Source organism: Acinetobacter sp. 24-47-39 (genome assembly GCF_056783825.1).
Genome location: NZ_JBWYIP010000013.1, coordinates 23674 through 48660, shown reverse-complemented (window position 1 = coordinate 48660; position 24987 = coordinate 23674). Strand labels below are relative to the sequence as shown.

General features: G+C 40.1%; 22 protein-coding genes. 8 read left to right on the top strand and 14 right to left on the bottom strand.

Annotation, left to right across the window (positions count from 1 at the left end):
- The first annotated feature begins 114 nt into the window (after nucleotides 1-114).
- Nucleotides 115-1059 (top strand): metal-dependent hydrolase, encoded by a 945-nt coding sequence (locus tag AC1M9C_RS12025; protein ID WP_481953783.1) that lies wholly within the window; start codon nucleotides 115-117, stop codon nucleotides 1057-1059.
- Nucleotides 1060-1115: 56 nt separating this feature from the next.
- Here AC1M9C_RS12025 and AC1M9C_RS12020 read toward each other — a convergent pair whose 3' ends face one another.
- Complete coding sequence (locus AC1M9C_RS12020; protein WP_481586783.1) at nucleotides 1116-2369, bottom strand: dicarboxylate/amino acid:cation symporter; 1254 nt, start codon at nucleotides 2367-2369, stop codon at nucleotides 1116-1118.
- 169 nt (nucleotides 2370-2538) lie between these two features.
- Entirely contained in the window at nucleotides 2539-3411 is an 873-nt protein-coding gene (locus tag AC1M9C_RS12015) for an acyl-CoA thioesterase (RefSeq protein ID WP_481953782.1), read from the bottom strand.
- A gap of 301 nt (nucleotides 3412-3712) precedes the next feature.
- Here AC1M9C_RS12015 and plsB point away from each other — a divergent pair, with 301 nt between their 5' ends.
- Nucleotides 3713-6286 (top strand): glycerol-3-phosphate 1-O-acyltransferase PlsB, encoded by a 2574-nt coding sequence (gene plsB, locus AC1M9C_RS12010; protein ID WP_180028255.1) that lies wholly within the window; start codon nucleotides 3713-3715, stop codon nucleotides 6284-6286.
- 36 nt (nucleotides 6287-6322) lie between these two features.
- On the opposite strand, the gene AC1M9C_RS12005 is transcribed toward plsB, so the two are convergent.
- Nucleotides 6323-7120, bottom strand: a complete 798-nt coding sequence (locus AC1M9C_RS12005) for an NAD-dependent epimerase/dehydratase family protein (RefSeq protein ID WP_481590825.1) — start codon at nucleotides 7118-7120, stop codon at nucleotides 6323-6325.
- A 53-nt stretch (nucleotides 7121-7173) separates the two neighbouring features.
- Between AC1M9C_RS12005 and recG the strand changes: the two genes are divergently transcribed.
- Nucleotides 7174-9219 carry an ATP-dependent DNA helicase RecG gene (recG, locus tag AC1M9C_RS12000; RefSeq protein ID WP_481953781.1) on the top strand — a complete coding sequence of 682 codons (2046 nt, stop codon included), beginning with the start codon at nucleotides 7174-7176 and terminating at the stop codon, nucleotides 9217-9219.
- A gap of 67 nt (nucleotides 9220-9286) precedes the next feature.
- The gene (locus AC1M9C_RS11995) at nucleotides 9287-9919 is read left to right on the top strand and encodes a ComF family protein (RefSeq protein WP_481586779.1); all 633 of its coding nucleotides are present in this window, start codon (nucleotides 9287-9289) and stop codon (nucleotides 9917-9919) included.
- A gap of 17 nt (nucleotides 9920-9936) precedes the next feature.
- Here AC1M9C_RS11995 and AC1M9C_RS11990 read toward each other — a convergent pair whose 3' ends face one another.
- Complete coding sequence (locus AC1M9C_RS11990) at nucleotides 9937-10338, bottom strand: NUDIX hydrolase (protein ID WP_481586778.1); 402 nt, start codon at nucleotides 10336-10338, stop codon at nucleotides 9937-9939.
- Nucleotides 10335-10934, bottom strand: a complete 600-nt coding sequence (locus AC1M9C_RS11985; RefSeq protein WP_481586777.1) for an LOG family protein — start codon at nucleotides 10932-10934, stop codon at nucleotides 10335-10337. The genes AC1M9C_RS11990 and AC1M9C_RS11985 overlap by 4 nt, the downstream gene beginning before the upstream one ends.
- Before the next feature lie 155 nt (nucleotides 10935-11089).
- Between AC1M9C_RS11985 and AC1M9C_RS11980 the strand changes: the two genes are divergently transcribed.
- Complete coding sequence (locus AC1M9C_RS11980; RefSeq protein WP_035265042.1) at nucleotides 11090-12103, top strand: CorA family divalent cation transporter; 1014 nt, start codon at nucleotides 11090-11092, stop codon at nucleotides 12101-12103.
- A gap of 110 nt (nucleotides 12104-12213) precedes the next feature.
- On the opposite strand, the gene AC1M9C_RS11975 is transcribed toward AC1M9C_RS11980, so the two are convergent.
- The 8 genes from AC1M9C_RS11975 to dxs form a co-directional block, all read right to left on the bottom strand.
- Nucleotides 12214-12474, bottom strand: a complete 261-nt coding sequence (locus AC1M9C_RS11975; RefSeq protein WP_218945337.1) for an STAS domain-containing protein — start codon at nucleotides 12472-12474, stop codon at nucleotides 12214-12216.
- A 39-nt stretch (nucleotides 12475-12513) separates the two neighbouring features.
- The gene (locus tag AC1M9C_RS11970) at nucleotides 12514-13146 is read right to left on the bottom strand and encodes an MlaC/ttg2D family ABC transporter substrate-binding protein (protein ID WP_035265038.1); all 633 of its coding nucleotides are present in this window, start codon (nucleotides 13144-13146) and stop codon (nucleotides 12514-12516) included.
- A 19-nt stretch (nucleotides 13147-13165) separates the two neighbouring features.
- Nucleotides 13166-13846: an outer membrane lipid asymmetry maintenance protein MlaD gene (gene mlaD / locus AC1M9C_RS11965; RefSeq protein WP_481586776.1), complete on the bottom strand. Its 681-nt coding sequence runs from the start codon at nucleotides 13844-13846 to the stop codon at nucleotides 13166-13168.
- The gene (gene mlaE / locus AC1M9C_RS11960) at nucleotides 13846-14625 is read right to left on the bottom strand and encodes a lipid asymmetry maintenance ABC transporter permease subunit MlaE (protein WP_035265034.1); all 780 of its coding nucleotides are present in this window, start codon (nucleotides 14623-14625) and stop codon (nucleotides 13846-13848) included. The genes mlaD and mlaE overlap by 1 nt, the downstream gene beginning before the upstream one ends.
- Nucleotides 14622-15440 (bottom strand): ABC transporter ATP-binding protein, encoded by an 819-nt coding sequence (locus tag AC1M9C_RS11955; RefSeq protein WP_481586775.1) that lies wholly within the window; start codon nucleotides 15438-15440, stop codon nucleotides 14622-14624. The genes mlaE and AC1M9C_RS11955 overlap by 4 nt, the downstream gene beginning before the upstream one ends.
- A gap of 422 nt (nucleotides 15441-15862) precedes the next feature.
- Complete coding sequence (locus AC1M9C_RS11950) at nucleotides 15863-17677, bottom strand: DEAD/DEAH box helicase (RefSeq protein WP_180028266.1); 1815 nt, start codon at nucleotides 17675-17677, stop codon at nucleotides 15863-15865.
- A 408-nt stretch (nucleotides 17678-18085) separates the two neighbouring features.
- Nucleotides 18086-18916, bottom strand: coding sequence for an inositol monophosphatase family protein (locus AC1M9C_RS11945; protein WP_035265030.1), 831 nt, complete (start codon nucleotides 18914-18916; stop codon nucleotides 18086-18088).
- Between the two features lie 118 nt (nucleotides 18917-19034).
- On the bottom strand, nucleotides 19035-20939 hold the full coding sequence (gene dxs, locus AC1M9C_RS11940; RefSeq protein ID WP_481953780.1) for a 1-deoxy-D-xylulose-5-phosphate synthase: 1905 nt from the start codon (nucleotides 20937-20939) through the stop codon (nucleotides 19035-19037).
- 317 nt (nucleotides 20940-21256) lie between these two features.
- Here dxs and ribA point away from each other — a divergent pair, with 317 nt between their 5' ends.
- Complete coding sequence (gene ribA / locus AC1M9C_RS11935) at nucleotides 21257-21859, top strand: GTP cyclohydrolase II (protein WP_180028265.1); 603 nt, start codon at nucleotides 21257-21259, stop codon at nucleotides 21857-21859.
- A gap of 94 nt (nucleotides 21860-21953) precedes the next feature.
- On the opposite strand, the gene hemN is transcribed toward ribA, so the two are convergent.
- Complete coding sequence (gene hemN / locus AC1M9C_RS11930) at nucleotides 21954-23324, bottom strand: oxygen-independent coproporphyrinogen III oxidase (RefSeq protein ID WP_481953779.1); 1371 nt, start codon at nucleotides 23322-23324, stop codon at nucleotides 21954-21956.
- A gap of 245 nt (nucleotides 23325-23569) precedes the next feature.
- On the opposite strand from hemN, the gene hemF reads away from it, so the two are divergent.
- Both hemF and AC1M9C_RS11920 read left to right on the top strand, forming a co-directional pair.
- Nucleotides 23570-24511: an oxygen-dependent coproporphyrinogen oxidase gene (gene hemF / locus AC1M9C_RS11925; protein WP_481953778.1), complete on the top strand. Its 942-nt coding sequence runs from the start codon at nucleotides 23570-23572 to the stop codon at nucleotides 24509-24511.
- A gap of 240 nt (nucleotides 24512-24751) precedes the next feature.
- The gene (locus AC1M9C_RS11920) at nucleotides 24752-24964 is read left to right on the top strand and encodes a hypothetical protein (RefSeq protein ID WP_035265018.1); all 213 of its coding nucleotides are present in this window, start codon (nucleotides 24752-24754) and stop codon (nucleotides 24962-24964) included.
- The last annotated feature ends 23 nt before the right edge of the window (nucleotides 24965-24987 follow it).

Genomic DNA, 24987 nt, shown 5'->3' with positions numbered 1-24987 from the left:
TTAAATCATTACATTCACTAATTGATACATCAATGTCCTCAAATGCTAAGGTTATTTGAGGGCATTTTTTTATACTGAAAAATGATAATCACAACAAAAATTCAGGAAAGTGTGATGAAATTATTGTCTCGATTAAGAAATAGTAAGATTGGATCTTCTATTGAGTATCACATCAAACCTCGTAAAGTTAAATTTGAGTGGGCGGATACACCAGTAGATTGGGTTCCAAATCAGCCTTTCGTTAGTTATTTTATCAATGAAATTAACAATATCTTACCAGCAGGCGAATTTTGGTTTTGTCGTCTGTACAACAAAGTATTACCCAAAATTACTGATGAAAAACTTGCAGAAGATGTGAAAGCTTTTATTCGCCAAGAAGCGATGCACGCTCAAGCACATAATTCAGCAAATAAAGAATATCTCAGCGCACGTCATATCGATATTCAACGTAACCTCGATATCATGGACTTTCTTTTTGGAAAACTTTTAGCGGATAAACCTTTAGGTCTAAACGTCCCAAAAGCCTTAGATCATCAGTGGGATTTATTCAGATTAGGTATTATTGCTACTGTTGAACATATGACTTGTGTCCTCGGCAAATATGCCTTGTACAACAAACAATGGGGAGAATTGGGTGCTGATGCCAATATGCTCGATCTCGTAAAATGGCATGGTGCTGAGGAAATTGAACACCGTACCGTTGCATTTGACTTATATCGTCATCTTGGCGGTGGTTATATTTCTCGCTATTATCAAAGTGTAGTTGTGATTGCTGCTGTATTAGGTTTATGGGTTGATGGTGCTGCTCATATTATGGGTCAAGACCCTCGCTTTAAATCAATTAAACCAGCTGTTTACAAACCTTGGATTTGGCGTGAATGGGCACGAATTGCCCAAAAAGACAATGGTTTACTTCCTCACCCATTCTGGCTTGTTTCTCAACAACTCGGCTATTTAATGCCTTGGTATGACCCTGTTCATGAAGCAAAAACTGAAGATGCGATCAACTATCTAAATCAGTCACCAGCAGCGGAACGTGCAGCACTGAAAGTTGCATAATGTATTCAATAAAAAAGCAGGGTGATCCCTGCTTTTTTTATATCTGATCTAATCTTTTAAGCTGTATTTTTTTCAATAGGTTCATGATCAGGATTCGTGTAACGATCTACAACAACACTAATCATCATATCCCCCTGCACATTCACCACTGTTCTAACGGTATCTAACAAACGGTCAATCGGCAATAATATCGCGATTGCTTCTGCCGGGAGTCCAACTGATTGTAAAACCATAATCATGGTAACCATACCTGCGCTAGGTATACCTGGTGCCCCTAAAGATGCAATCATTGCTGTCGCACACACAATCAATTGTTGTCCTAACGTTAAGTCAAGCCCCATTAAATTCGCAATAAACAGCGCCGCCGCAGCCTCATACAATGCCGTCCCATCCATATTCAACTGTGTCCCGAGAGGGATCACAAATCCTGCAGTCTGGGGTCTTACTCCTAAATTTTCCTGAGCACACTTCATTGATAGCGGCATGGTTGCGGAACTTGAGCTGGTAGCAAACGCCGTAATCAAGGCTGCTCGTGTTCCCTTAAAAAATGTAATTGGATTCATTCTCCCGAAAATCCAGAGCAACAAAGGCAAAACAACAAGGCCATGAAAGATGGTCGTTCCCGTGACTACTGCTGCAAATTCTGCTAATCGACTCAGAACAGATAGGTCCTCCGTCGCGATTAACTTTGCCAGTAACGCAAAAATCCCTATTGGTGCGAGCTTCATCACCCAACCAATCATCAACATCATGATTTCAAAAAATTGCTGACTCAACGCTTTCACTGTTTTAAATTTTTCACCACCTTTAACGAGAGCCACCCCAATTAAAAGTGCAAAAACGACAACGGCTAACACATTACCTTCAGCAAATGCTTTAAACGGGTTTATTAGTGTATTTTGGATAAAGTTGGTAAAAAAACTCGAGGGAGTCAAAGTATCAGGCGTCTGATGCTGATTCATGGTCTCTTGAAAAATAGTGATGTCTACACCCTTCCCGACCTCGAAAAGATGCGCACACGCAAGCCCTAAAATCAGCGCCAACGTTGTGGTTGTGACACAACAAGCAAGGGTAATTTTCCAAGTTCTACCAAGTTGGCCACCAGTCTGCAGATTGGAAACTCCGACAACAATAGAACTAAAAATTAGAGGAATCAGTAATAGTTTAAGTAGACCAATAAAAATACTACTGGCAATCCCTAAGCCATATAAACTTCCGTTAAAAAATGCTGTATCAGGGAATACATTTAACAAGATGCCAAAAGCCACACCTAAAATTGCAGCAATTAAAATTTGCGTATTTAGACTCATGTCCTGTGCTTTTCATTTTGATTTATTAGTCGCACTATGCCATGAGCGACTTCAAGAATCGATCATTTTTTCTTGTTAGCTTTGCAACCGAAACGAATAATTTATAAATACAAATATGAAGTAAAAAAGCCAAATCTGAAGATTTGGCTTGAAGCATAGATCAATTATCTTATTGCGTTTCGATTTCACGAATTCTAATTAGACCTTCTTGTACTGTACTACAGACCAATTGTCCATTTTGCCACATTCGCCCAAAGTTCAATCCTCTTGAACTTGCACTAATCGTTGCCTCCATGTCATAGAGCATCCAATCATCTACACGAAATGGTTTATGAAAGTACATGGTATGGTCAATGCTGGCACACTGTAAACTCGGTGAAATATAACTGAGTCCATGTGGTCGAAGCGCGGTTGTCATCAAAGTAAAGTCTGAATAAAAAGCAGCGATCGCCTGATGTAATGCGTTTTCATCTACATCATCAGCCAAACGATCATGTGTACGAATATAGTGCGCGTAAGACGGCGCCTCAGGTTGTGGTTGGAATGGATTCACTGGCATTACAGGCTTAATTTCAACATGACGATCACGCATAAAGCTGGCACGTACATTCTCTGGTACAAAATCCACAATCATTTTCTTGAGTTCAGCTTCAGATTTTAACCCATCTACTGGCGGGTATTCGGGTTCAGCAACTTGATAATTGAGACCCTCTTCTTGGTCTGCAAAAGATACCATACACATGAATATCGTCTTGCCATGTTGAATCGCACGAACTTGGCGACTCACAAAACTACGCCCATCTCGGATTCGATCTACCTCATAAATAATGGGTGCATTAACATCTCCACCAAATAAGAAATATGCATGCAATGAGTGTGCAGGGCGATCAGTTGTATATGAAGCAGCACGTAACGCTTGACCTAGAACTTGCCCACCAAAGACACGTTTTCCAACCAAATTTTGGCTTTTGCCTCTAAAAATGTTATCTTCAAGTCTTTCTAGCGTGAGTAAATCTACGAGTTCTTGCGTGAGCTGATTCATATCGGACCTATATATTTCATTGCTACGACATTAAATTGGGCCTGTTGAATTTAAACAGATTTTCCAATTTAATGACTCAATCTCTATATTGCCATAATTTCCGAGTAAACAACTAAACTTTGCTTGACTATATTGTCATAAAACAAATTTGATATTTTGGCTAAAAATACGATTATTAACGAAAATTCATCCAAATTCTGTGCATTTTGTTAGAAAATGACATATTGTTTTGATCACAGATTTAAGAAAATAATTGCCTTCATTCGCGTCATGCGAAATTCGTCTTTGGCTAGGAGTATGTATGTCCAAGAATGGCTTTGGTCAAATGTATCGTCGACTTTCCAGTAAGTTGCTTGACCTCGTAGTAACACCGCATGTTCTTGGAGAGGTTCCTACTGAAACCCAACCTTCAACACCACCCACTGAAAATAACACGACTCACAAAAAAGTGGTGTGCTATGTATTACAAAATTACTCGCGTAGTAATGCGTTAGTGGTTGACGGCGAAACTCGTCGATTAAATCTCGCGCCAGCACTTGACCCACTCATGATCGGGGACCATAAAGAGAAAGCTGCTGTATTATTTTTACAACACCAAGATGAAACAAACTTACTTAATCCGCCACCCCATGCATTTCCACCTCGTCTCCTCAGATTGATCGAGATATTGGATAAGCACCCAGATACTGACATTGAACTTGTACCTGTGACTGTACTGTGGGGCCGCTCACCGGACAAAGAAGATTCATTATTTAAATTGCTATTTACGGACACTTGGGCAACGCCAAGTACTGTTAAACAACTGATGAACATTGGTTTACATGGTCGCCAATCTTTTCTTGAATTTCATGAACCAAAATCACTGCGCGAATTGGTAGATTACGCACGTGTAACACATCCAAACTTGTCTCCTGCAACATATATCGTCAATCAACTCAATGATTATCTAGATCGTCAGCGTGAAGTTGTATTAGGTCCAGATTTGTCAGATCGTCGAAACGTGATGCAATCATTGATTAAATCTCAAGATGTTCAGGACGGAATTCGCAAAGAAAGTATTCGCTCTAAAATCAGTTTGATTGAAGCTGAGCGCCGTGCGATCGGCTACGTGAATGAAATTGCATCAGACTATTCTCATGCAACCGTACGTTTTGCAGAACAAGCCCTGACGCGTCTTTGGACTCAACTCTATGACGGCGTAGAAGTACATAATTTCAATACAGTTCGTGAATTAGCGAAAGACTACGAAATTATTTATACACCTTGTCATCGTAGCCATATTGACTACCTATTACTCTCTTATGTGATTTATAAGCGTGGGATGATGGTACCGTACATTGCTGCAGGTGATAACCTGAATATGCCATTCGTTGGACAGCTTTTACGTGGTGGCGGTGCATTTTTTATACGTCGAACCTTCCGTGGAAATGCGTTATACACCACAGTATTCAAAGAATATCTATACAGTATCCTATCGCGCAACACGCCATTAGAATACTTTATTGAAGGTGGACGTTCACGTACTGGACGTTTATTACCGCCGAAAACAGGTATGTTGGCAATGACTGTGCATAGTCATTTGCGTGGTCGTGCTAAACCTATTGTATTTGTCCCGACCTATTTTGGTTATGAACGCCTGATGGAAGGTGCAACTTACGTCGGTGAAATGAATGGTAAGCCTAAAGAGGCCGAATCTATCTTTGGTATTTTACAAACCTTAAGAAAGATTGAACGCATCTTCGGTAAAGTACACGTAAACTTTGGTGAACCCGTCTTCCTTGATGAGATTTTGAAACAGCATGGTGCTGAACATATCAAAATTGAGAAGAATGATGACCCGATTCCTCAAGAAGTTTCTGATGCAGTCAACACCTCAGCAAATGCAATTCTTGAAAATATTAACCGTGCTGCTGTTATCAACCCAGTTTCGTTATTGTCACTTATTCTTCTATCGACTTCCAAGCACACGCTTGATGAAGAGATTTGTATTAAACAGTTAGATACCTATCGCAATCTTCTAACAGCTTTACCTTATGATCATCGAGTTCAAATCACACCACTGTCTGGTAAAGAAATCATTGCTTATGGTTTAAAACTCAAGTTGATTAAGCGTGTAAAACATGTCCTTGGCGATATCATTGCGATTGAAGATGGTCAAGCAGTATTACTGACATATTTCCGCAATAATATTTTGCATGCTTATGTCTTGCCATCACTGATTGCTGCGATGGTCGAGCACAATGGTAAAATTTCACAGGGCGATTTGATTAATGTCATTCGTACACTTTATCCATTCTTGAAAGCTGAACTTTTCCTTAAATGGAATACGGATGAGCTTAAAGAACAGATCTGTAACTATGTTCAAGGTCTGGTGGAAGCACAGTTGATTACGATTGATGAACATGGAAATTTATGTAGCCCTGCACCTAACTCTGAACAACACAATCAGTTAGTCGTGCTTGCTGCTCCAGTGAAGCAAAGTATTGAACGCTACTACATGACACTTGCCCTAATTACTCAACGTGGCTCTGGAAATATTACGACCAAGCAGGTCGAAGATTTAAGCCATCTATTAGGTCAGCGTTTATCTGTACTTTATGAGTTCAACTCACCTGAATTCTTTGATAAAGCGCTCTTCCAAAGTTTTATCAAAGTTCTGACTCAACAAGGCTATATCAGTAATAACGAAGAAGGCGCAATAGTCTTTGATGCACAATTCAAAGAGGTTGCTCAATATGCCAACTTGGTACTAGATGATGTAACCTTACAAATGTTGCAACATATCACTTCATTTAACGATGAAGAGCTCAAAGAAGCTTTGGATGCAGTTGCTGATCAACAAGCCAAAAAACGCTTAAAACGCAAGAAAAAATAGTATCTAAAACCCTCCCCAGTGAGGGTTTTTTTATGCCTAAATGAGTTCTCGATAATCCTTAAAAAATTGAGCATGTTTCAATTTAAAACCAGTGCTTAACATTCGAGAGGCATAAATTTTCTTTCCACGCTGTGCCTCACTCAATAATTTTAATGAAGGGATGTTTAACTGCTTTTGGAACCACAGAATAATTTCATGTAATGGAATGGGTTGATTATTACTACAAATATAAGTTTTTTCTGGATGTTCCACGTGAAGTAAATGGACAAGAAAACCCGCTAAATCTTCGATATGAATTCGATTCGACCAATGCACATTGGGATAGTCCATTGTATTTTGAGCAAGCTGCATCATTCTCTTCACGGATACGCCATAAATACCAGTGGGTCTCACAATGATACATTGCTGTGGAAAGGCTTCTTGCCAAAGCTTCTCCATTGTGGCTAACACTAATGCTTTCTCATCTTGCGGATTGATCTCTGTTTGATCATCAATCTCCTCCCCTTGATCTTGTCCGTAAACGCGTGTCGATGAGACAACAATAATCTTTTGGATAGGATGCAGTGCCAGCTGATTTCTCATATGTGGAATCGCATCTATGAAAGCTGCTTTATACCCGTTTAGTGATGGGTCTTTGGGTGCAATCAACACGTATACTGCATCAATAGGCGACAATGTCGATAAATCAAGTTGGTGTATATCTTGTTGAAGATGCATAGCACCTGCTTGATCTTTCCTGCTTAAACTGACTGTGGTAATTTGATGTCCTTGTTGAAATAATTGTTTAGCAACATGTTGCGATGTTTTACCATAACCGATAAATAGAATATGCATGTAAGACCTATTCTCTAGTGTTATAAATTCAATTTAAGCAAAGTTGAGGGGACATGACTGCAGTCCATCAGTTGCAAGGTGTAGGAAACGCCGCTGCCGCTTTACTCGAAAAATTAAATATCTGGAATACGGATGATCTTTTGTTTCATCTGCCTCGAGATTATGAAGATCGCAGTACTATTGTGCCCATGAATCACCTTCAAGTAGGTCGAAGCTATTTACTTGAAGGCACTGTCGCATCAATGGATATGCCGCCCGGTAAACGCAAATCCATGGCAATATTATTACAAGATGATTTTGGAAAAGTCACCTTACGTTTTTATCATATTTATAAAGCATTGATGGATCGCGCAAAGCCTGGAAATCGTTTAAGAGTGTTTGGTGAAATCCGAGTAGGCGCTCGTGGCCTAGAAATGTATCACCCAGAAATTCAACTGATTACGGATCATACACCACTTCCAAAAACGCAGCTAACCGCAATTTACCCATCAACGGAAGGACTCACTCAACCTAAACTGCGCGAATATATTAAACAAGCTTTAGCACAACATGCCTATGATTTACCAGAACTGATTCCTGCAAAATTTACCAATGGGTATGCTTTAAAAGAAGCACTAGAATATATTCATCACCCTCCCACCGATGCCAATATGTTGCAACTGGCTGAAGGACAGCATCCTGCGCAGCAACGTCTCATCTTTGAAGAATTAGTCAGTCATCAAATTAGTTTATTGACTCGTCGTGCATACATTCAACAGATCTCCGCACCTGCATTTTCAGCCAGTCGAACATTTGCCAAACAACTTCTCTCCACACTTCCCTTTGAAATGACGAATGCTCAAAAACGTGTTTCAAATGAAATTGTGAAAGATCTTAAACAAAACAAACCGATGCTCAGACTGGTGCAAGGTGATGTAGGCGCAGGCAAAACCCTAGTAGCAGGCATTGCGGCATGTCATCCACTCGAAGAGGGATGGCAAGTTGCTCTTATGGCACCGACTGAAATCCTCGCAGAACAACATTATTTAAATTTTAAAAAATGGTTCGAACCACTCAGCATCCAAGTTTCTTGGTTATCAGGCAAACAAAAAGGGAAAGCACGTGCTGCTGCAGAACAGCAGATTAGAGAAGGCTCTGCCCAATTGGTCGTCGGCACTCATGCACTATTTCAGGATAACGTCCAGTTTCATAAATTGGGTCTTGTCATCATTGATGAACAGCATCGGTTTGGAGTTGACCAGCGTCTAGCATTACGAAATAAAGGGGCACAGGATACGACACCACATCAGTTAGTAATGACCGCCACCCCTATCCCACGTACGTTAGCAATGTCAGCGTACGGAGATTTAGATACTTCTGTGATTGATGAGTTACCCCCAGGGCGTACCCCAATCCAAACAGTCACTATTCCACTCGATCGTCGTGAAGAGGTCCTGCAGCGGATTGCGACAAACTGCGCTGAAGGTAAGCAGGCTTATTGGGTCTGTACATTAGTGGAACAATCAGAGACGTTAGATGCCCAAGCTGCTGAAGCGACTTATCAGGAGATTAAAGAACGCTTTCCGCACCTCAATATTGGTTTGGTTCATGGCAAAATGAAAGCTGATGAAAAACAAGCTGTCATGCAACAGTTCAAAGACAATCAATTACAACTGCTGATCGCAACAACTGTGATCGAAGTTGGAGTGGATGTACCAAATGCATCCATCATGGTCATTGAAAATGCGGAGCGACTGGGTCTATCTCAACTACATCAATTAAGGGGGCGTGTGGGTCGAGGTGCTAAAGCAAGTTTTTGCGCATTATTGTATAAAAGTCCTTTATCGCAGAATGGACAAGAGCGTTTACGCATTATGCGTGAAACCAATGATGGCTTTTTAATAGCAGAAAAAGATTTGGAAATCCGTGGCCCAGGCGAACTGTTAGGAACGAAACAAACTGGAGACATGGGCTTTCGCGTGGCTAAATTGGAACGTGATGACCATCTGTTAACTCAAGCGCACTATGTCGCGACTCAAATTTTAAAAGATTACCCACATCAAGCGGATGCTCTTCTTAAACGATGGTTACCAGAAGCACCTAGATATGCGTATGTTTAATATGTTCCTTAATCAACGAGCTCAGCTATAATCATAGGTACTCACAATAAAAATAACTTGAGCCATGATGCTGAGCCCTATTCATAACCTCTATCACACATTATTATCACGACGCGCTTGCCAATTATGTGGATTCTCTCCAACTCAAACCCACAGATTATGTGATGACTGTTGGACAATGCTCCCATGGAAAAGCCCTTCACTCATTCATCGACATGAAAGAAATATTTATGCTTGTTTCGACTATAGCTTTCCTATAGATCGCATTATTCACTTATTCAAATATGAACAACAACTTCATTATCAAACTTTTCTAGCACACACATTGCTAGAACTTAAACTGAAACGTTTTCAAGCGATTGTACCTATGCCTATTTCAAACGAGCGCTTGAAAGAGCGTGGTTATAATCAAATGATGGTCATCGGAAAAATTCTTTCCAAAAAACTGCAAATACCCATTTGGCAGCCAATTGAACGTTCAGCACAACACTCACAGAAAGGCTTAACACGTGTAGAAAGAATCGAGGATATTCAATCTCAATTCAAACCAATACGTTCAGAAAAAGGAAAGTTTAGAAATATCCTGATTATTGACGATGTCGTGACCACAGGGAGTTCAGTCAATGCGTTGGCCAATGCACTAGAAAAGCTCGGCTGTCAGAACGTTCAGATCGCATGCATTGCAGCCGCAGAATATTGACACAGTCACTTTAAGTTTTAATTGGCATTAAAATGCTGCCTACACCAAGGAATCACGATTTCTCGAGTTAACGGTGCTAAAGGCGTAGCATCATCATCTAAATCGATCCATTTCATTTCAGCAATTTCTGCATGAATATGAGGCTCTTGTTTAAGCTGAACTCGATAGAGATAACTAATCAACTGATGATCCGCTTCATTTGCAGCTTTGGTTTCAAAACGACCTATATATTGATCTATTACTGCCTCAGCGCCAATTTCTTCTTTAATTTCTCGCAGAATCGTGTCCTCAGAAGGCTCATTCTCCTCTAACTTCCCACCAACTTGCATGAAAAACTGGGTATTCTTTTTTCGAACCAACAACAACTGCTGATCCTCATTGGAAATAATCGCTGCTGCGACAGTAATGACTTTGCTCATGTATCTAGTTTCACCAAATCTTCTCGATCTTGGACACCCCATTTCGGTTGTGGTGCCTGATAAGACTCGAATTTTGACACAATATCCTCGATTGAAGTTGAATTGATTAATGCATTGGTAAAGCGAGCTCGAGTAAACTCTTGATCTGTCGTATGTTGAATGAATTGTAATAGATCATCATAAAACCCGTTAATGTTTAAAAATGCGCAGGGTTTAAGATGAATACCGAGTTGCGCCCATGTCCATTGTTCAAAAATTTCTTCAATTGTTCCTGCACCACCCGGTAAGGCAATAAAACCATCCGACAAATCTGCCATCAGCGTTTTACGCTCATGCATACTGGTAACAACGTGAAGTTCAGTCAAATTTGGATGTGCTAATTCACGATCCACCAATCCTTGTGGAATCACGCCAATGACCTTTCCACCAGCCTCTAATGCACTATCCGCAACAATACCCATTAATCCTGAACGACCGCCACCATACACCAAGGTCTTGCCTTGTTGCGCTAAATATTTCCCTGTTTTCTTTGCTGCATCAGCATAAACAGGATCGGAACCTAATGTTGAACCACAAAATATTGCAATAGAATTCATTTAAAATTAGCCTTAAGTTTTTATAACAACAATTAAAATGATATGTTCTGTGTTTTTTAACCCAATTAATGATGGAATTGGTTTTTTTTCATGGCATCCTTGTCTAAAATACACCCATCGTTCACACACAAACTGCGCAAGGGAGAAAAGATAAAATGCTTGAAGCCTTTTATGCCACAGAGCGCGGTAGTCTAGAAGATGCAACGATCAATGGTGGGTTTGATTTACACCCTGAATTGGTTTGGATCGATTTAATTGCACCCTCTCAAGATGAGCAAGAATGGGTTTTAGATGCCTATAAACAAAATCTTCCAACACTAAAATCATTAGAAGATATTTCTTCATCTGCACGATTCTACCGTGATGATGATGGCATTTTACATATCAGTACGTATTTTTTAACGAAAAATAAAAACTACCAAGTCGATGGTGACCCTGAAGAGTCATCCAATATGCTAGGAACGGTTCAAACCGTTGCATTTATTTTACATAAAGATCGACTATTTACTTTACGTGGTGAAAAGCTCGTTGCTTTCCGTGCCTTTCGAGCACGTGCTCGCCGTAATGATTACGACATTGACTATAAAGATCCGACTTGGATACTTTTGGGTTTACTCGAAGCTAAACTCGATGAGCTTGCGGATATCTTAGAAGATATCCACAAGGATTTAGAACTCTACTCTACAGAAGTATTGAATGTTCGCCACCGTGAACAAATTCTTGATCTCGATGATATGATTACCCGTCTTGCTCAAAAAGAAGATATGTTGGGTAAAGCACAACTCTGTTTGATTGACTTACGCCGCGTTCTGACCTTCTTAGCCAGACCTCGTGCCTTAGGCAGTCATATTTATGATGCTGATATTCGAGAACTCAGTGAGGATGTTCGCTCATTAGTAGAACATGATGCATTCTTGTTCCAAAAGGTTCGATTCCTATTGGATACCACTTCGGGTTTCATTAATACTGAACAGAATGATACGATTCGTCGATTCTCGATTTTACCTAGCATGCTTGCTCCCCCGATGTTGGTGGCCAGTATTTATGGTATGAACACTGATGTACTGCCCTTTGCTCAAGGAACGACGAGCTTTGTTGTTGTCAGTCTGATTATCCTAGTATTCTTATTTGGACCACTGATTTATTTTAGATGGAAAAAATGGATTTGAGCACGCTTGGATGTTGTGTTTTTTAAACAACGTATGAAGTACCTTCTGTTGAGTAAATTACTATTTTAAAGCGATAAAAAAGCACCCTAAGGTGCTTTTTTATTTTTCAATCAAATCAATTTTAAATCATTTTCTAAATGGCAAGATTGAATGATTTTCATCATTTTTTCTGGCACAGATTTAAACTGTAAACTCGATGTTCCAGGTGCTTGACGCAATAAACGCACTAAAACAGCTAGCGCCAGAGTACTACCATGTTCAAGACCTGATAAATTTACAGTAAGTGGAAACTGCTTTGCCTGCTGAATCAACATTAAACCTTGTTGATAATACTGTTCAGCATTGTCGAAACTAATTTTTCCAGAAACCATAATTTCTTGATCTTTGAGTGAAATCACAATTGTTCTCTGTTATTTTTTCTCAACTGCAGCTTCAGCATCAGGCTTAAAGTTTGCAATTGCTTTATTGATATCGCCACCATTACGCTTCACAGTAGCAGCAAACTGATTACGGAATTGCAAACCTAAGTCAATTCCAGAAACGTTGATATTGCGAATCTTCCACTGATCACCTTTATCAGCCAATTGGAACGATACAGGGATCTTCTCACCCTTGTTAATAAAATCAATCGTTACAACAGGGTTTTTAGTGTTAGATGCTTTATACGGACGAATTGTATATGTCTGATTAGAAAACTTAGAGAAAGCACTACCATAGTTTTCAATCAATGTTTCACGGAAGTTCTTCTCAAACTGTGCGCGTTGAGCAGCATTACTATATTGATTCGTTGCATAAGTTCCCATCACGATACGAGTAAATGATTGTGAATCAATATATGGATCTAAATTTTGACGAACAATTGCGCGTACCGCAGCAGGGTTATTTTGTAACTTAGCTTGGTCTGCTTTTAAACGTGAAATTAAGCCATCAGCTACTTTTTTGATAAATGCAGGAGGAGTCTCCGTAGGTGCAGCAAATGCTGTACTCGCAATCATCGTCGATAAAACGCTAACAGTCAGTGTTTGCTTTACGAACGTATTCATTTATTTTTCCTCTATTTAATCATTTAACAAAAGAAGCAGTTTCATCTGTGAATTCCACAGTCTCTGCATCTGATGAACCATTTGAATCTTTTTTCGCAGCTGAGTCACCAGCACCACCTGTCACAAATTTAGACACTAAGTCTTCAATTTCCATTGTGCTTTGTGTGTTGCCAATTTGATCACCACGTTTTAAATAATTTAGACCACCACCTGGAACAATTTTGAGATACTTCTCGCCCAGTAAGCCATTTGTCGCTACCATAATGTAAGCATCTTCATCAATATTGGTGATGGAGTTCATGTTAGCGATCAGTTGCTTTTCCATTTCTTTTTGTTGCGATGGCGTAGCAGCTTCATAGTCACTGCTATAGCGCAACTCTTCTAAAGCACCTTCTTGCACAGTTTTAAGTTGTTCATCATTGAAAGATGTCAGCTCACCATCTAAATTAATTTTCACTGTAGCAAGACGTGTTAACGGATCTAATGTGATTGACTCAACTTCACCTACTTTTACGCCGCTTAGTGCAACTTTAGCACGTGGTTTAATACCATTAACATTATCAAAAGTTGCCGTCATGCTATAACTATCTTTTAAATTTGTCCCAGCTAAGCCACTTACTTTCATTGCCAAGAAAAATAATGCACAACCAAATAGAATCACGAATATTCCAACTGCGAGCTCACTCGTACGTGATTTCATTACACACCTCCAAACATGACCGCAGTCAAAACAAAATCAAATCCTAAAACACATAGTGATGAATACACTACCGTTCTTGTTGTTGCTGTCGCAATGCCTTCTGATGTAGGCTCGCATGAATATCCCTGATATACGGCAATCCACGTACAGATTAAAGCAAATACAAAGCTTTTGATGATCGTGCCATTAAATACATCTTTATAAAATTGAACGGCACTTTCCATACCACTCCAATACGAACCTTCATCAGCACCTAAAAAATCCACACCGACCATTTTTCCGCCCATGATCCCCACAGCAGCAAAAATTACGGCAAGCATAGGCAAACTAAATATACCCGCCCATAAACGTGGTGAAATAATGCGTTTAAGTGGATCAACACCGATCATTTCCATACTAGACAATTGCTCAGTCGCTTTCATCAAACCAATTTCGGCGGTTAAAGCAGATCCTGCACGCCCCGCAAAAAGAAGTGCAGCAACCACTGGCGCAAGTTCACGCAACAAGGTCAACGAAACTGCTGCACCAAGCATCGCTTCACTGCCGAAAGTGACCAAAATGCTATACATCTGCAAACCCAAGACTGCACCTATAAACAGTCCTGAAACCACAATGATAAGCAATGATAATACGCCAACACGGTACATTTGATAGATAAAGAGTTTGACTCCAATCCAAGTCGGCATCGAAAATAAAATTTGAACTAGCATAATGGCTGCAACGCCAATACCTTGAACACGTTCTATAACGCGTCTACCTAGTGAGGCTATCGCATTCATGTACGCACCTCATCACTTAAATATGCTTGATGACTAAATTGATAATCCACAGGACCTTCGACCGAACCTGTTAAGAATTGACGAACGAAAGGCGAACTATGACTCTTTAACTGATCAGGTGTACCCTCGCCTTGTACTTTACCTTCCGCAACCACATAAATGTAATCTGCAATAGATAATGTTTCAGCAACATCGTGAGACACAATAATGGTCGTTAGGTCTAACGCTTCTCGTAAAGAACGAATCAATCGGGTTAAAACCCCCATTACGATGGGATCCTGACCAGCAAATGGTTCATCGTACATAATCAAATCTGGATCTAGTGCAATTGCACGAGCTAACGCCACACGGCGATTCATCCCCCCTGAAAGCTCAGAAGGCATCATTTGCTCAGCGCCACGTAATCCCACAGATTCGAGTTTTAAAGCGACCAGTTCTGCAATCAGATGTTCAGGCAATTGAGTATGGGCGCGGATAGGGAAAGCTACATTTTCATAGACAGTCATATCAGTGAAAAGCGCACCACTCTGAAAGAGCATCCCCATACGAGCACGTGCTTTAAACAATTCCTGACGACTCATTTGGCTAATATTTTTGCCATCCAACAAGACCTCGCCTGCATCAGGTACAAGTTGCCCCCCAATGAGTCTAAGAAGCGTGGTTTTCCCCGTCCCTGAAGGACCCATAATGGCAGTAATTTGCCCCTTACGAATCTTTAAATTGACTTGGTCGTAAATAACACGATCACCACGATTAAAGCTTAAATTTTTTACTTCGATCAATGCTTGCTCATCGATTTGTATTTGATTATTCATAGCTGAGCGTGTTCCTACAATTTTTCAGCTTGCATACTATACTCTGAAATAACTGAATTTAAATGTTATTTATAAAATACAAGGTTAAGCGGACATTGTAGCATTATTGATCATTTTTATTAATTTTGCTTATAGAAAGATGTGTTTTATTTATGAAACAATGATTTGAAATTATTCTTTTTTAAAAATTTATAATGTGATACTAAAAAAATAATAGGCAAGATTAAGTAATACCAATAAAAAGAACATGTACATCATGATTGCACCCACATTCATTTGCTTCGTCTCAAGCATTACAATCTTATTATTCATATTTTACATTTACCATAAATAATGTGAACTTACTCACTTTTATTCTAACAGATTTTTTTATATGAGCAATAAAAAACCAGCCCGAAGGCTGGTTTATTTAGCTATACCGATTAGTCGTTAAATTTACGACGTGGGCGATCGCTATTGAATTCACGCTTTGGACGGTCATCACCAAATGTACGTTTTGGACGATCAAAACCACCTTCACGACGTGCTGGACGGTCACCGAAATCACGTTTTGGACGGTCACCAAAACTGTTTTCACGAGGTTTATAATCTACACGGTTACCACGATTGTCATCGTTAGAACGAGGGCGATCACCGAAATCACGCTTTGGACGATCATCAAATGAACGTTGCGGACGGTCACCGAAATCGCGACGTGGACGATCTTCGCCATTAAACTCACGACGTGGACGGTCATTGTTAAACTCGCGACGTGGACGATCTTCACCATTGAATTCACGACGTGGACGATCATTGTTGAACTCGCGACGCGGACGATCTTCGCCATTAAACTCACGACGTGGACGGTCGTTGTTGAACTCGCGACGTGGACGATCCTCACCATTGAATTCACGACGTGGACGATCTTCACCAAACGAACGGCGTTCACCATCACGGTTACCTTCGCGACGTTTGAAGTTTGATTCACCTTCAAAACGACGACCACCGCCGAAACCACCACGGCCACGGCCTTCACCACCACGGCCACGACCGCGACCAGCGCCATCACGACTACCGCGTGCTGGAGGTGGAGATGGCTCAAGACCTTCAATTTCAGAAACTTCTAGACGTGCATCTAAGTAGTCTTCTAAAGCACGAATTTTGCCACGTTCACGGTAAGTCGCTAATGTGATTGCTTTACCAGTACGACCTGCACGACCTGTACGACCAATACGGTGTACATAATCTTCGTTCTTCATTGGAAGACCAAAGTTAATCACGTGTGAAATTGTTGGTACATCTAGACCACGTGCTGCAACATCAGTTGCAACTAAAATTTTTGCGCGACCTTCACGGATGCTGCGCAAACGACGGTTACGTACAGTCTGTGGCATTGCACCATGAAGTGCTACAACTGAAAGACCAGCTTCAGACAGTTCTTCTGCAAGCATATCTGTATCTTCTTGCGTAGAAGCAAATACAACGGCTTGATCAAGATCTTCTTCATTTAACCAATGTGTTAAAAGCTTTTTCTTGTGCTCAAAACCATCAGTCCAATGTAAAGTCTGAGTGATGTCAGTATTCGTCGTGTGACCAGTTTCAATCGCAATACGTTCAGGCTCATTCATCATACGTTCTGCCAACGTAATAATACGTGGTGCGAAAGTCGCAGAGAACATTAATGTTTGATCACGGTTACCCGCTAAATCACTGATCGCCTCTAAATCTTCAGAGAAACCAAGATCAAGCATACGGTCTGCTTCATCTACGATTAATGATTTAACTTTGTCCAATTTGATTTGACGACGGTTTACAAGATCAAGTAAACGACCTGGAGTCGCTACAACAACTTGTGCACCTTTTAATTGTTGGATTTGTTTACCAAAAGGCATACCACCCATAATCGCAGCAATACGAACACCTTTCATGTGACGTACAAATGCAATCGCATCTTGGCTCACCTGTTGAGCCAATTCACGTGTTGGGCAAAGTACTAAAATTGTAGGTGCAGTTACAGCACGCATACGCTCTTTGAAAGAAAGCAACGTATCTTCACTACCCGCTAAAGCGTGAAGTGTAGGTAATAAGAATGCAGCAGTTTTACCAGAACCTGTTTGGCTTGATACTAAAAGATCTTTACCATCTAAAGCAGCAGGAATTGATTGTTCCTGAACAGGAGTAGGCGATGTAAAGCCTAATGCTTGTAATGCTTGTTGAAGTGATTCGTGTAGTGGAAAATCAGCAAAAGTTTTGCTCATAGAGTTTTTCACCCGAAAATTGGGTGCTCCATTAAATAAAGTCTGATGGACATCGGCAAAAAGCGGTACAGCAATAATCGCTGAAAATATAGAATCAGCGGCGATCCGAGAACGACGATGCGTATAACGCACACATGATTACAGCCTGAACCTGAAGGAATCGCTTTTAGCGATTGGGTGGGGCGCGAAATAATGTCCTCTCTTTGGACCGGACGCGCATACACAATATAGAAGAGAAATGTTCAGGTAATGAACGAAATTTAGTGCGTGCGCGGAGTATAACAGATTTTTTTATAATGTCATTAAGTTTAATTGCTTTTTGGTGCATTCAAGTATAAATATTCAAATTTATCATGTTTTGGAGATAAAAAAGCTCCCTATTAGGGAGCTTTCATAAATTTGATCTGCTTATTTAGCAGCAGCCCCCCAAGCTGGGACAACTGCTTGCATCAATGGTTTCAATAATTTCATAGAACAAGCCAAGACTTGACCATTTTCCATTGAGTTTGAACCACCGCGCGCATCAACTACTGTACCACCAGCTTCTTTAACAATTAGCTCACCCGCTGCGATATCCCATGGTTTCAAACCAAGTTCGAAATAACCATCGTAACGACCAGCAGCAACATAAGCTAAGTCGAGTGCTGCTGAACCTAAACGGCGGAATTGAGCGCCTTGTTCAGATACTGCCAACAAAGAATCGAAGTGATTTTTTGCATAAGAAACTACTTCGCCATCACGTTTAGCACGATATGCATGACCAACAGCCAAGAATGTACGATCTAAACTATCTTTTACATTCACACGAATACGACGTTGGTTCATCATTGCACCGCGACCGCGACTCGCAGAGAACAATTCATCTTTGATTGGGTCATACACAACACCGTGTTGAGTCACGCCTTTGTGTTGAACTGCAATAGAAATACAGAAGTGTGGGACACCATTAATGAAGTTTAAAGTACCATCTAAAGGATCGATCACCCAACACCAATCAGCATCGTGACCTTTACCTTCTTGCATACCAAACTCTTCACCAAGGAAGCTGTGATTTTTATAGCTTTTGCGCAAGATATCGATCGTCAACTCTTCAACATAGCGATCAACGCGAGTCACAGGACCTTCGATACCTTTTTCTTCAACTTGCAGATCAAGTTTATGACGATTCTGATGCGCTTTTAAAAGCTCTTGACCAACTGTTTGAGCCGCACGCGCAGCCATCACCACCATAGGTTCCATTGAACACCCACTACAAATTTGAAGATACTGATAAAGAATAATGCATAAAAGCGCCGACATTTTATCAAATATCGGCGCTTTTAGGTAAAAAATGTTTCTAAAATTTTATGACTTGTATTTAAACCACCTGTACAAGCTTTAACCAAGCTTGTTGAATTGAAGATTGGATACCTTCTGCATCCAATCCACAATCTTTAAGCATCTCACCATGACTGGCTTGTGCTAAGAATTGATCAGGTAAGCCTATGTTCAAAACTGGCTTGAGAATGTGTTCGGCCATTATAAATTCATTCACAGCACTTCCAGCACCACCCATGACTGCATGCTCTTCAACCGTTACAAAAAGTTGGGTTTGATCTGCATATTGTCGAATGATTTGACCATCTAGGGGTTTAACAAAACGCATATTCACAACGCGTACTGCAACATCCAATTGATCAACTAAAAGCTGAGCAGCATGTTCTGCAACACTCACGCGGCTACCAAAAGCTAAAATAGTAATCACTTCTTCGGCTTTTACATTCAGCTCCAAAGTTAACTCAGCTTTACCAATTTCAAGCGCTGTCAGTTCTTTTTGAATTTCAACACCTAAACCATTTCCGCGTGGATAACGTACTGCAGCAGGACCCGGGTGCAAATAAGCGGTATGTAGCATTTGACGGCATTCATTTTCATCTTTTGGTGCCATAATCACGATATTCGGAACTGTACGCATAAATGCGTAATCGTATGCACCAGCATGGGTTGGTCCATCTTCACCCACTAAACCTGCACGATCGATACCAAATGTGACATCAAGGTTTTGTAATGCCACATCATGAATAAGCTGATCATAACCACGCTGTAAGAAGGTTGAATAAATTGCCACTACTGGTTTTAAACCTTCACATGCCATACCTGCAGCTAAAGTCACTGCATGTTGTTCTGCAATTGCCACATCAAAATAACGATCAGGATATTGTTTGGCGAATTGCACCATACCTGAACCTTCACACATGGCAGGTGTAATGGCTAACAACTTATCATCTAACTGGGCTTCCTCACACAACCACTGCCCAAAAACATCAGAATATTTGGGTGCTTTTGTTGAAACTGCTGCAGCATTTAATTTAGCAATTGCGTGATATTTTATTTGATCTGCTTCAGCAGGTGCGAAGCCCTTACCTTTCTTGGTATAGATATGAATTAAGCGCGGCCCCTTACGTTTTTTTAAGGCACTAAATACATTAACAAGTTCATCGACATTATGACCATCGAATGGACCAAAATAGTCAAATCCAATCGCTTTAAATAAGTTATCTGCAGCCTCTGTAGCAGCACAATGTAAGCGTGAAGTGTAGTCCCACTCAGGATAATCCCGAATAAATGGATTACCCTGCTCATCAATGTGTACAGATTGCCCTTTTTCCCAAATAGCAGCCAAATGTTTTGCAAAACCACCCGTGCTACATGAAATCGACATATCATTATCGTTCAGTACCACCATGAGATCAGCATTATGTGCAACAGCATCATTCATGGCTTCGAATGCCATCCCTGCTGTCATTGCACCATCACCGATAATTGCAACCACTTCACAAGGATCTTTTTGATAACGACGAGCTAAAGCCATTCCCAAACCCGCTGAAATAGCAGTTGATGAGTGGCCCACACCAAAAGTATCAAACTCAGACTCTTCACGAGCGGGGAACGCCGCTAAGCCATTTTTTGCACGAATTGTTGTTAGTTGCTCACGACGTCCAGTCAAAGCTTTATGTGGATATGCTTGATGACCCACATCCCAAATAAGACGATCATGTGGTGTATTGAAACAATAATGCAAAGCAACAGTTAATTCGATTACACCCAGATTGGCACCGAAATGCCCACCACTTTGTCCAGCAGCATACAAAATAAATTGACGTAGCTCGTCCGACACTTGACTCAATTGTTCTTTGGCTAGTTGACGCAATTGCATTGGATGATCAATCGCATCCAACAAAGGCGTAACAGGACGTTGACTAGGTATTTCGGTATACAACATATGTGGCAATGCCTTCTAAAGCCTGGCAAATCCTAAGCTAGGTAAATGGGTTAGCTCGATTCTTCTTATTGATCGAGAAATCGAAAAAAAACACCTTAAATCAACCACATTTATATTGGTCCAGTGTTGAGCTTTCGCTAAACGGGCGTTGTTAGGTAGCTAGATTATCCTGAATATCGATGCTACTTATCAACTATTATCTTGTGCTTTGCAAAAAAAAGGAAATCTTCTGTGTAAATTTGCACAATGATACTCAACTATGGTCTGATCATTCAGCTATACTTTAGCCAAATTATGAACATGTAATGGAAGTCGCTGTGCCTATAGAGTTTGTTGCCACATCTAAATTACCCACTGCCTTTGGTGATTTTAAAATCACTGTTTTTCAAGATCCTAAAACAGGTGAAGAACACGTAGCATTGTCAAAAGGATTAGATACAGCACCCACCTCTCCTGTCTTGGTACGAATCCATTCCGAATGTTTAACAGGTGATGCTTTTGCTTCATTAAAATGTGATTGTGGCCCACAACTTCAAGCAACTCAAAAACTGATTAACGAAGCAGGACAAGGCGTAATTTTATATTTACGTCAAGAAGGTCGTGGTATTGGTTTAACCAATAAAATTCGTGCTTATGCCTTGCAAGATCAAGGACATGACACAGTGGATGCCAACCTGATGCTCAACTTACCCGCTGATGCGCGTAAATACGATATGTGCAGTATCATGTTGGATCACTTACAAGTGAAAAAAGTCAAACTGGTTACGAATAATCCTCTCAAAATTAAAGCTTTAACTGATTTAGGAATTGATGTGGTTGATCGTGTCCCGTTAACGGTCGGTTTGAATAAATTCAATGAAGAATACTTAAAAACCAAACATGAGCGCATGTCACATATGTATCAAAAGGATGATTTTTAACTAAAGCATAATTTAATCGTTGTAAAAAATACCCCGATGCTTAGGGGTATTTTTTTCACTTAGACTCAATCTAAAATCTAATTTGTGAAGATGACTATATCGTCATAGAAAATATCCGATTTTCAGGTTTGTTTCTTTTTAACCTTAAATCGAAAGCCATACAGATATTTCGTACAAATGGTTTTCCAGCTTCCGTTACCTTCAATCCATATTCACTCATCTTCACAAGTTGGTCATTTTGCATTTCAGCTAAATCTTCTAAAACTTGTGGTCGCTGTGCAAAATCCATGTCACCTTGCCAATTCGTCTCAAAGTGGCACATGAGATTTAAAATGTGTTTTCTGATTTTCAAATCTTCTTCTGTTAAAAGATGGCCTTTAAAAACTGGAATTTCATTTTGTTCTAATCGAGCATAATAATTTTCAAGCGTCTTTTCATTTTGGGCAAAACCTTGCCAACAATCGCCAATAGCTGACATCCCTAAGCCAATCATCACTTCTGTTTTTGAAACGGTATATCCCATAAAATTACGATGTAACTGTTGTGCTTGAAATACCTGATACATATCATCATGCTCAAGCGCAAAATGATCCATTCCTATTTCATGATATCCAGCAGACAATAATTTTTGTTTTCCTTGCTCATAACACTGTCTTTTCTCTTCATCGCGCGGAACATCATGGTCTTTAAAACCACGTTGCCCATTGCCTTTGATCCATGGTACATGCGCATAACTGTAAAAGGCTAAACGATCTGGCTTAATTTGAATGGTTTGATCAATTGTGTTTAAAACATCATCTAAATATTGAAAGGGCAGCCCGTAGACCAAATCATGCGAAATAGAGGTATAACCAATTTCACGCGCCCATTCTGTAACCTGCTTTACGTGTTCAAAAGGTTGAATTCGGTGGATCGCTTTCTGCACGGTTTCATTATAATCCTGCACGCCAAAGCTAACGCGTCTAAAACCCAATTCAAACAGCGTCTTTAAATGATCGTAAGAAGTATTATTAGGATGTCCTTCAAAACTAAATTGATGATCTTCAGCTACTTGTGATAACGCTAAAAGCCCATCAATCAACTGTTTAAGATGCTGAGGAGAAAAAAATGTAGGTGTCCCCCCCCCTAGATGTATCTCTTTAATCAAAGGAAGCTCTACAAATAACTCACAATACAATTTCCATTCTTTTAACAAAGCCAAAATATAGGGCTGTTCCATTTCATGTTTTTTAGTGATTTTTTTATGACATCCACAAAAAGTACATAAGGACTCGCAAAAAGGTAAGTGAATGTAAAGGCTAATACCATGTTGGCTATTCGATTTATCAAAACGTATTTTTAGTTTTTGCTGCCATAGTACTCGATCAAAAGTCGACTGCTCCCAATACGGAACTGTGGGATAGCTCGTATATCGAGGACCTGGAACATTATATTTTTGCACCAGTGAAACAACGTTTTCGAACATATCCCCACCTTTAAAATCACCACATATTAAAAGCTTAACTGCTTTCAGTCGTCCTATTTTGAGGAGCTTATTCTTTTAATTCAACCTAGTATCTTGGTCAGGATTCATAAGCAAATTAAAATCACAAAGTACGTTTACCCTGACTAAACTTAAATCTCGATCTGCTATATCGATAAAATCACCTTAATCTTTCATACAATTTATGTTTTGATGTAGCTAGTTTTTCATTGCCCAAGAGGCTTGGTATGTCACACCCGACTTCTGCAGATATTCAACGTGTTCGTGAATTTTTACTCGACTTACAAACTCGAATTTGTGCTGCGCTTGAACAACAAGAACAACAAGGTGGCGGTAATGCCCAATTTGAGATTGATGATTGGGAACGTCCCGAAGGTGGTGGTGGCAGATCACGCGTATTGCAAGATGGTACAGTGATCGAAAAAGGTGGTGTGATGTTCTCGCACATCAATATTTCAAAGTTACCAGCATCTGCTACCGAACGACATCCACATATAGCTGGCGCACGAGCACAAGCCATGGGGGTTTCTTTGGTGATCCATCCTAGAAATCCAAATGTGCCGACCTCACATGCCAACGTAAGACTATTTGTCGCAGAAAAAGAAGGACAAGATCCTATTTGGTGGTTTGGCGGCGGTTTTGATTTAACGCCATTTTATCCGAATGATGAAGATGTTAAATCATGGCATCAAACTGCGCACGATCTTTGTGCACCTTTTGGCGATCATGTCTACCAAGATCATAAAAAATGGTGTGATGATTATTTTTATTTGAAGCATCGTGATGAACAACGTGGTGTCGGTGGATTATTTTTTGATGACTTAAATCAGTGGGATTTCGAAACTTGTTTTAAATACATGCAAGCTGTAGGCAATGGATATCTCGAGGCGATTCTACCAATCTTCCAACGAAATCAAGACAAACCCTATAGTGAAGCTCAACGCGATTTCCAATTGTATCGTCGTGGACGCTATGTGGAATATAACTTAGTTTACGATCGAGGGACTTTATTTGGATTACAAACTGGCGGTCGAATTGAGTCTATTTTAGTAAGTCTTCCGCCATTAACGGGTTGGAAATACAGACCTGAATGGGATGAAGGCTCTGCTGAAAAGAAATTAACCGACTACTATTTAAAACCGAGAGATTGGCTCGCTGAACTGCATTAATGTAAATCACTCGCCCTGTTAAAACAGGGCTTTTTGTTGAGCAATATATTCACTCCATTGTCTAACGAAATTGAATAATTCCATTACATTCTCTTAGAAAAAAAGGCACAATAGATAAAATTGATTAAATTTTGTCACACTTCTGACACAGCTCTTAAGTTTAATTTAAGCAAAGTACTGTACAATCAATTTTTACTTGTATTACTCATGGAAGTTTTTACTTCTGCATAAGGAATCGATATGCAACACAACTCTATTCGCGCACGTGTTGTCGTATTTTGGACACTGGTTATTGCTCTTTTGAGTGCAATCAGTACCACTATATTTTCAGAAACACTACTCAATGATAGCTTTGGTTTTAGCTTGATGGTGTTTGCAGCTGTTGGTCTACTGCTCAACATTGCGCATATTTTACTTCATACCCTATTTGAAATTTGTAACCCAAGTCATTAATACACTTCATTAAATATGTTCAT

Coding starts and splice junctions, on each gene's coding strand:
- recG (WP_481953781.1), top strand. CDS start 7,174: ATGACTGCAGTCCATCAGTTGCAAGGTGTAGGAAACGCCGCTGCCGCT.
- AC1M9C_RS11995 (WP_481586779.1), top strand. CDS start 9,287: ATGCTGAGCCCTATTCATAACCTCTATCACACATTATTATCACGACGC.
- AC1M9C_RS11980 (WP_035265042.1), top strand. CDS start 11,090: ATGCTTGAAGCCTTTTATGCCACAGAGCGCGGTAGTCTAGAAGATGCA.
- mlaE (WP_035265034.1), bottom strand. CDS start 14,625: ATGAATGCGATAGCCTCACTAGGTAGACGCGTTATAGAACGTGTTCAA.
- hemF (WP_481953778.1), top strand. CDS start 23,570: ATGTCACACCCGACTTCTGCAGATATTCAACGTGTTCGTGAATTTTTA.
- AC1M9C_RS12005 (WP_481590825.1), bottom strand. CDS start 7,120: ATGCATATTCTATTTATCGGTTATGGTAAAACATCGCAACATGTTGCT.
- AC1M9C_RS11950 (WP_180028266.1), bottom strand. CDS start 17,677: ATGAGCAAAACTTTTGCTGATTTTCCACTACACGAATCACTTCAACAA.
- dxs (WP_481953780.1), bottom strand. CDS start 20,939: ATGTTGTATACCGAAATACCTAGTCAACGTCCTGTTACGCCTTTGTTG.
- AC1M9C_RS12025 (WP_481953783.1), top strand. CDS start 115: ATGAAATTATTGTCTCGATTAAGAAATAGTAAGATTGGATCTTCTATT.
- plsB (WP_180028255.1), top strand. CDS start 3,713: ATGTCCAAGAATGGCTTTGGTCAAATGTATCGTCGACTTTCCAGTAAG.
- AC1M9C_RS11955 (WP_481586775.1), bottom strand. CDS start 15,440: ATGAATAATCAAATACAAATCGATGAGCAAGCATTGATCGAAGTAAAA.
- mlaD (WP_481586776.1), bottom strand. CDS start 13,846: ATGAAATCACGTACGAGTGAGCTCGCAGTTGGAATATTCGTGATTCTA.
- AC1M9C_RS11970 (WP_035265038.1), bottom strand. CDS start 13,146: ATGAATACGTTCGTAAAGCAAACACTGACTGTTAGCGTTTTATCGACG.
- AC1M9C_RS12020 (WP_481586783.1), bottom strand. CDS start 2,369: ATGAGTCTAAATACGCAAATTTTAATTGCTGCAATTTTAGGTGTGGCT.
- AC1M9C_RS11920 (WP_035265018.1), top strand. CDS start 24,752: ATGCAACACAACTCTATTCGCGCACGTGTTGTCGTATTTTGGACACTG.
- AC1M9C_RS11990 (WP_481586778.1), bottom strand. CDS start 10,338: ATGAGCAAAGTCATTACTGTCGCAGCAGCGATTATTTCCAATGAGGAT.
- AC1M9C_RS11945 (WP_035265030.1), bottom strand. CDS start 18,916: ATGGAACCTATGGTGGTGATGGCTGCGCGTGCGGCTCAAACAGTTGGT.
- hemN (WP_481953779.1), bottom strand. CDS start 23,324: ATGTTCGAAAACGTTGTTTCACTGGTGCAAAAATATAATGTTCCAGGT.
- AC1M9C_RS12015 (WP_481953782.1), bottom strand. CDS start 3,411: ATGAATCAGCTCACGCAAGAACTCGTAGATTTACTCACGCTAGAAAGA.
- AC1M9C_RS11975 (WP_218945337.1), bottom strand. CDS start 12,474: ATGGTTTCTGGAAAAATTAGTTTCGACAATGCTGAACAGTATTATCAA.
- AC1M9C_RS11985 (WP_481586777.1), bottom strand. CDS start 10,934: ATGAATTCTATTGCAATATTTTGTGGTTCAACATTAGGTTCCGATCCT.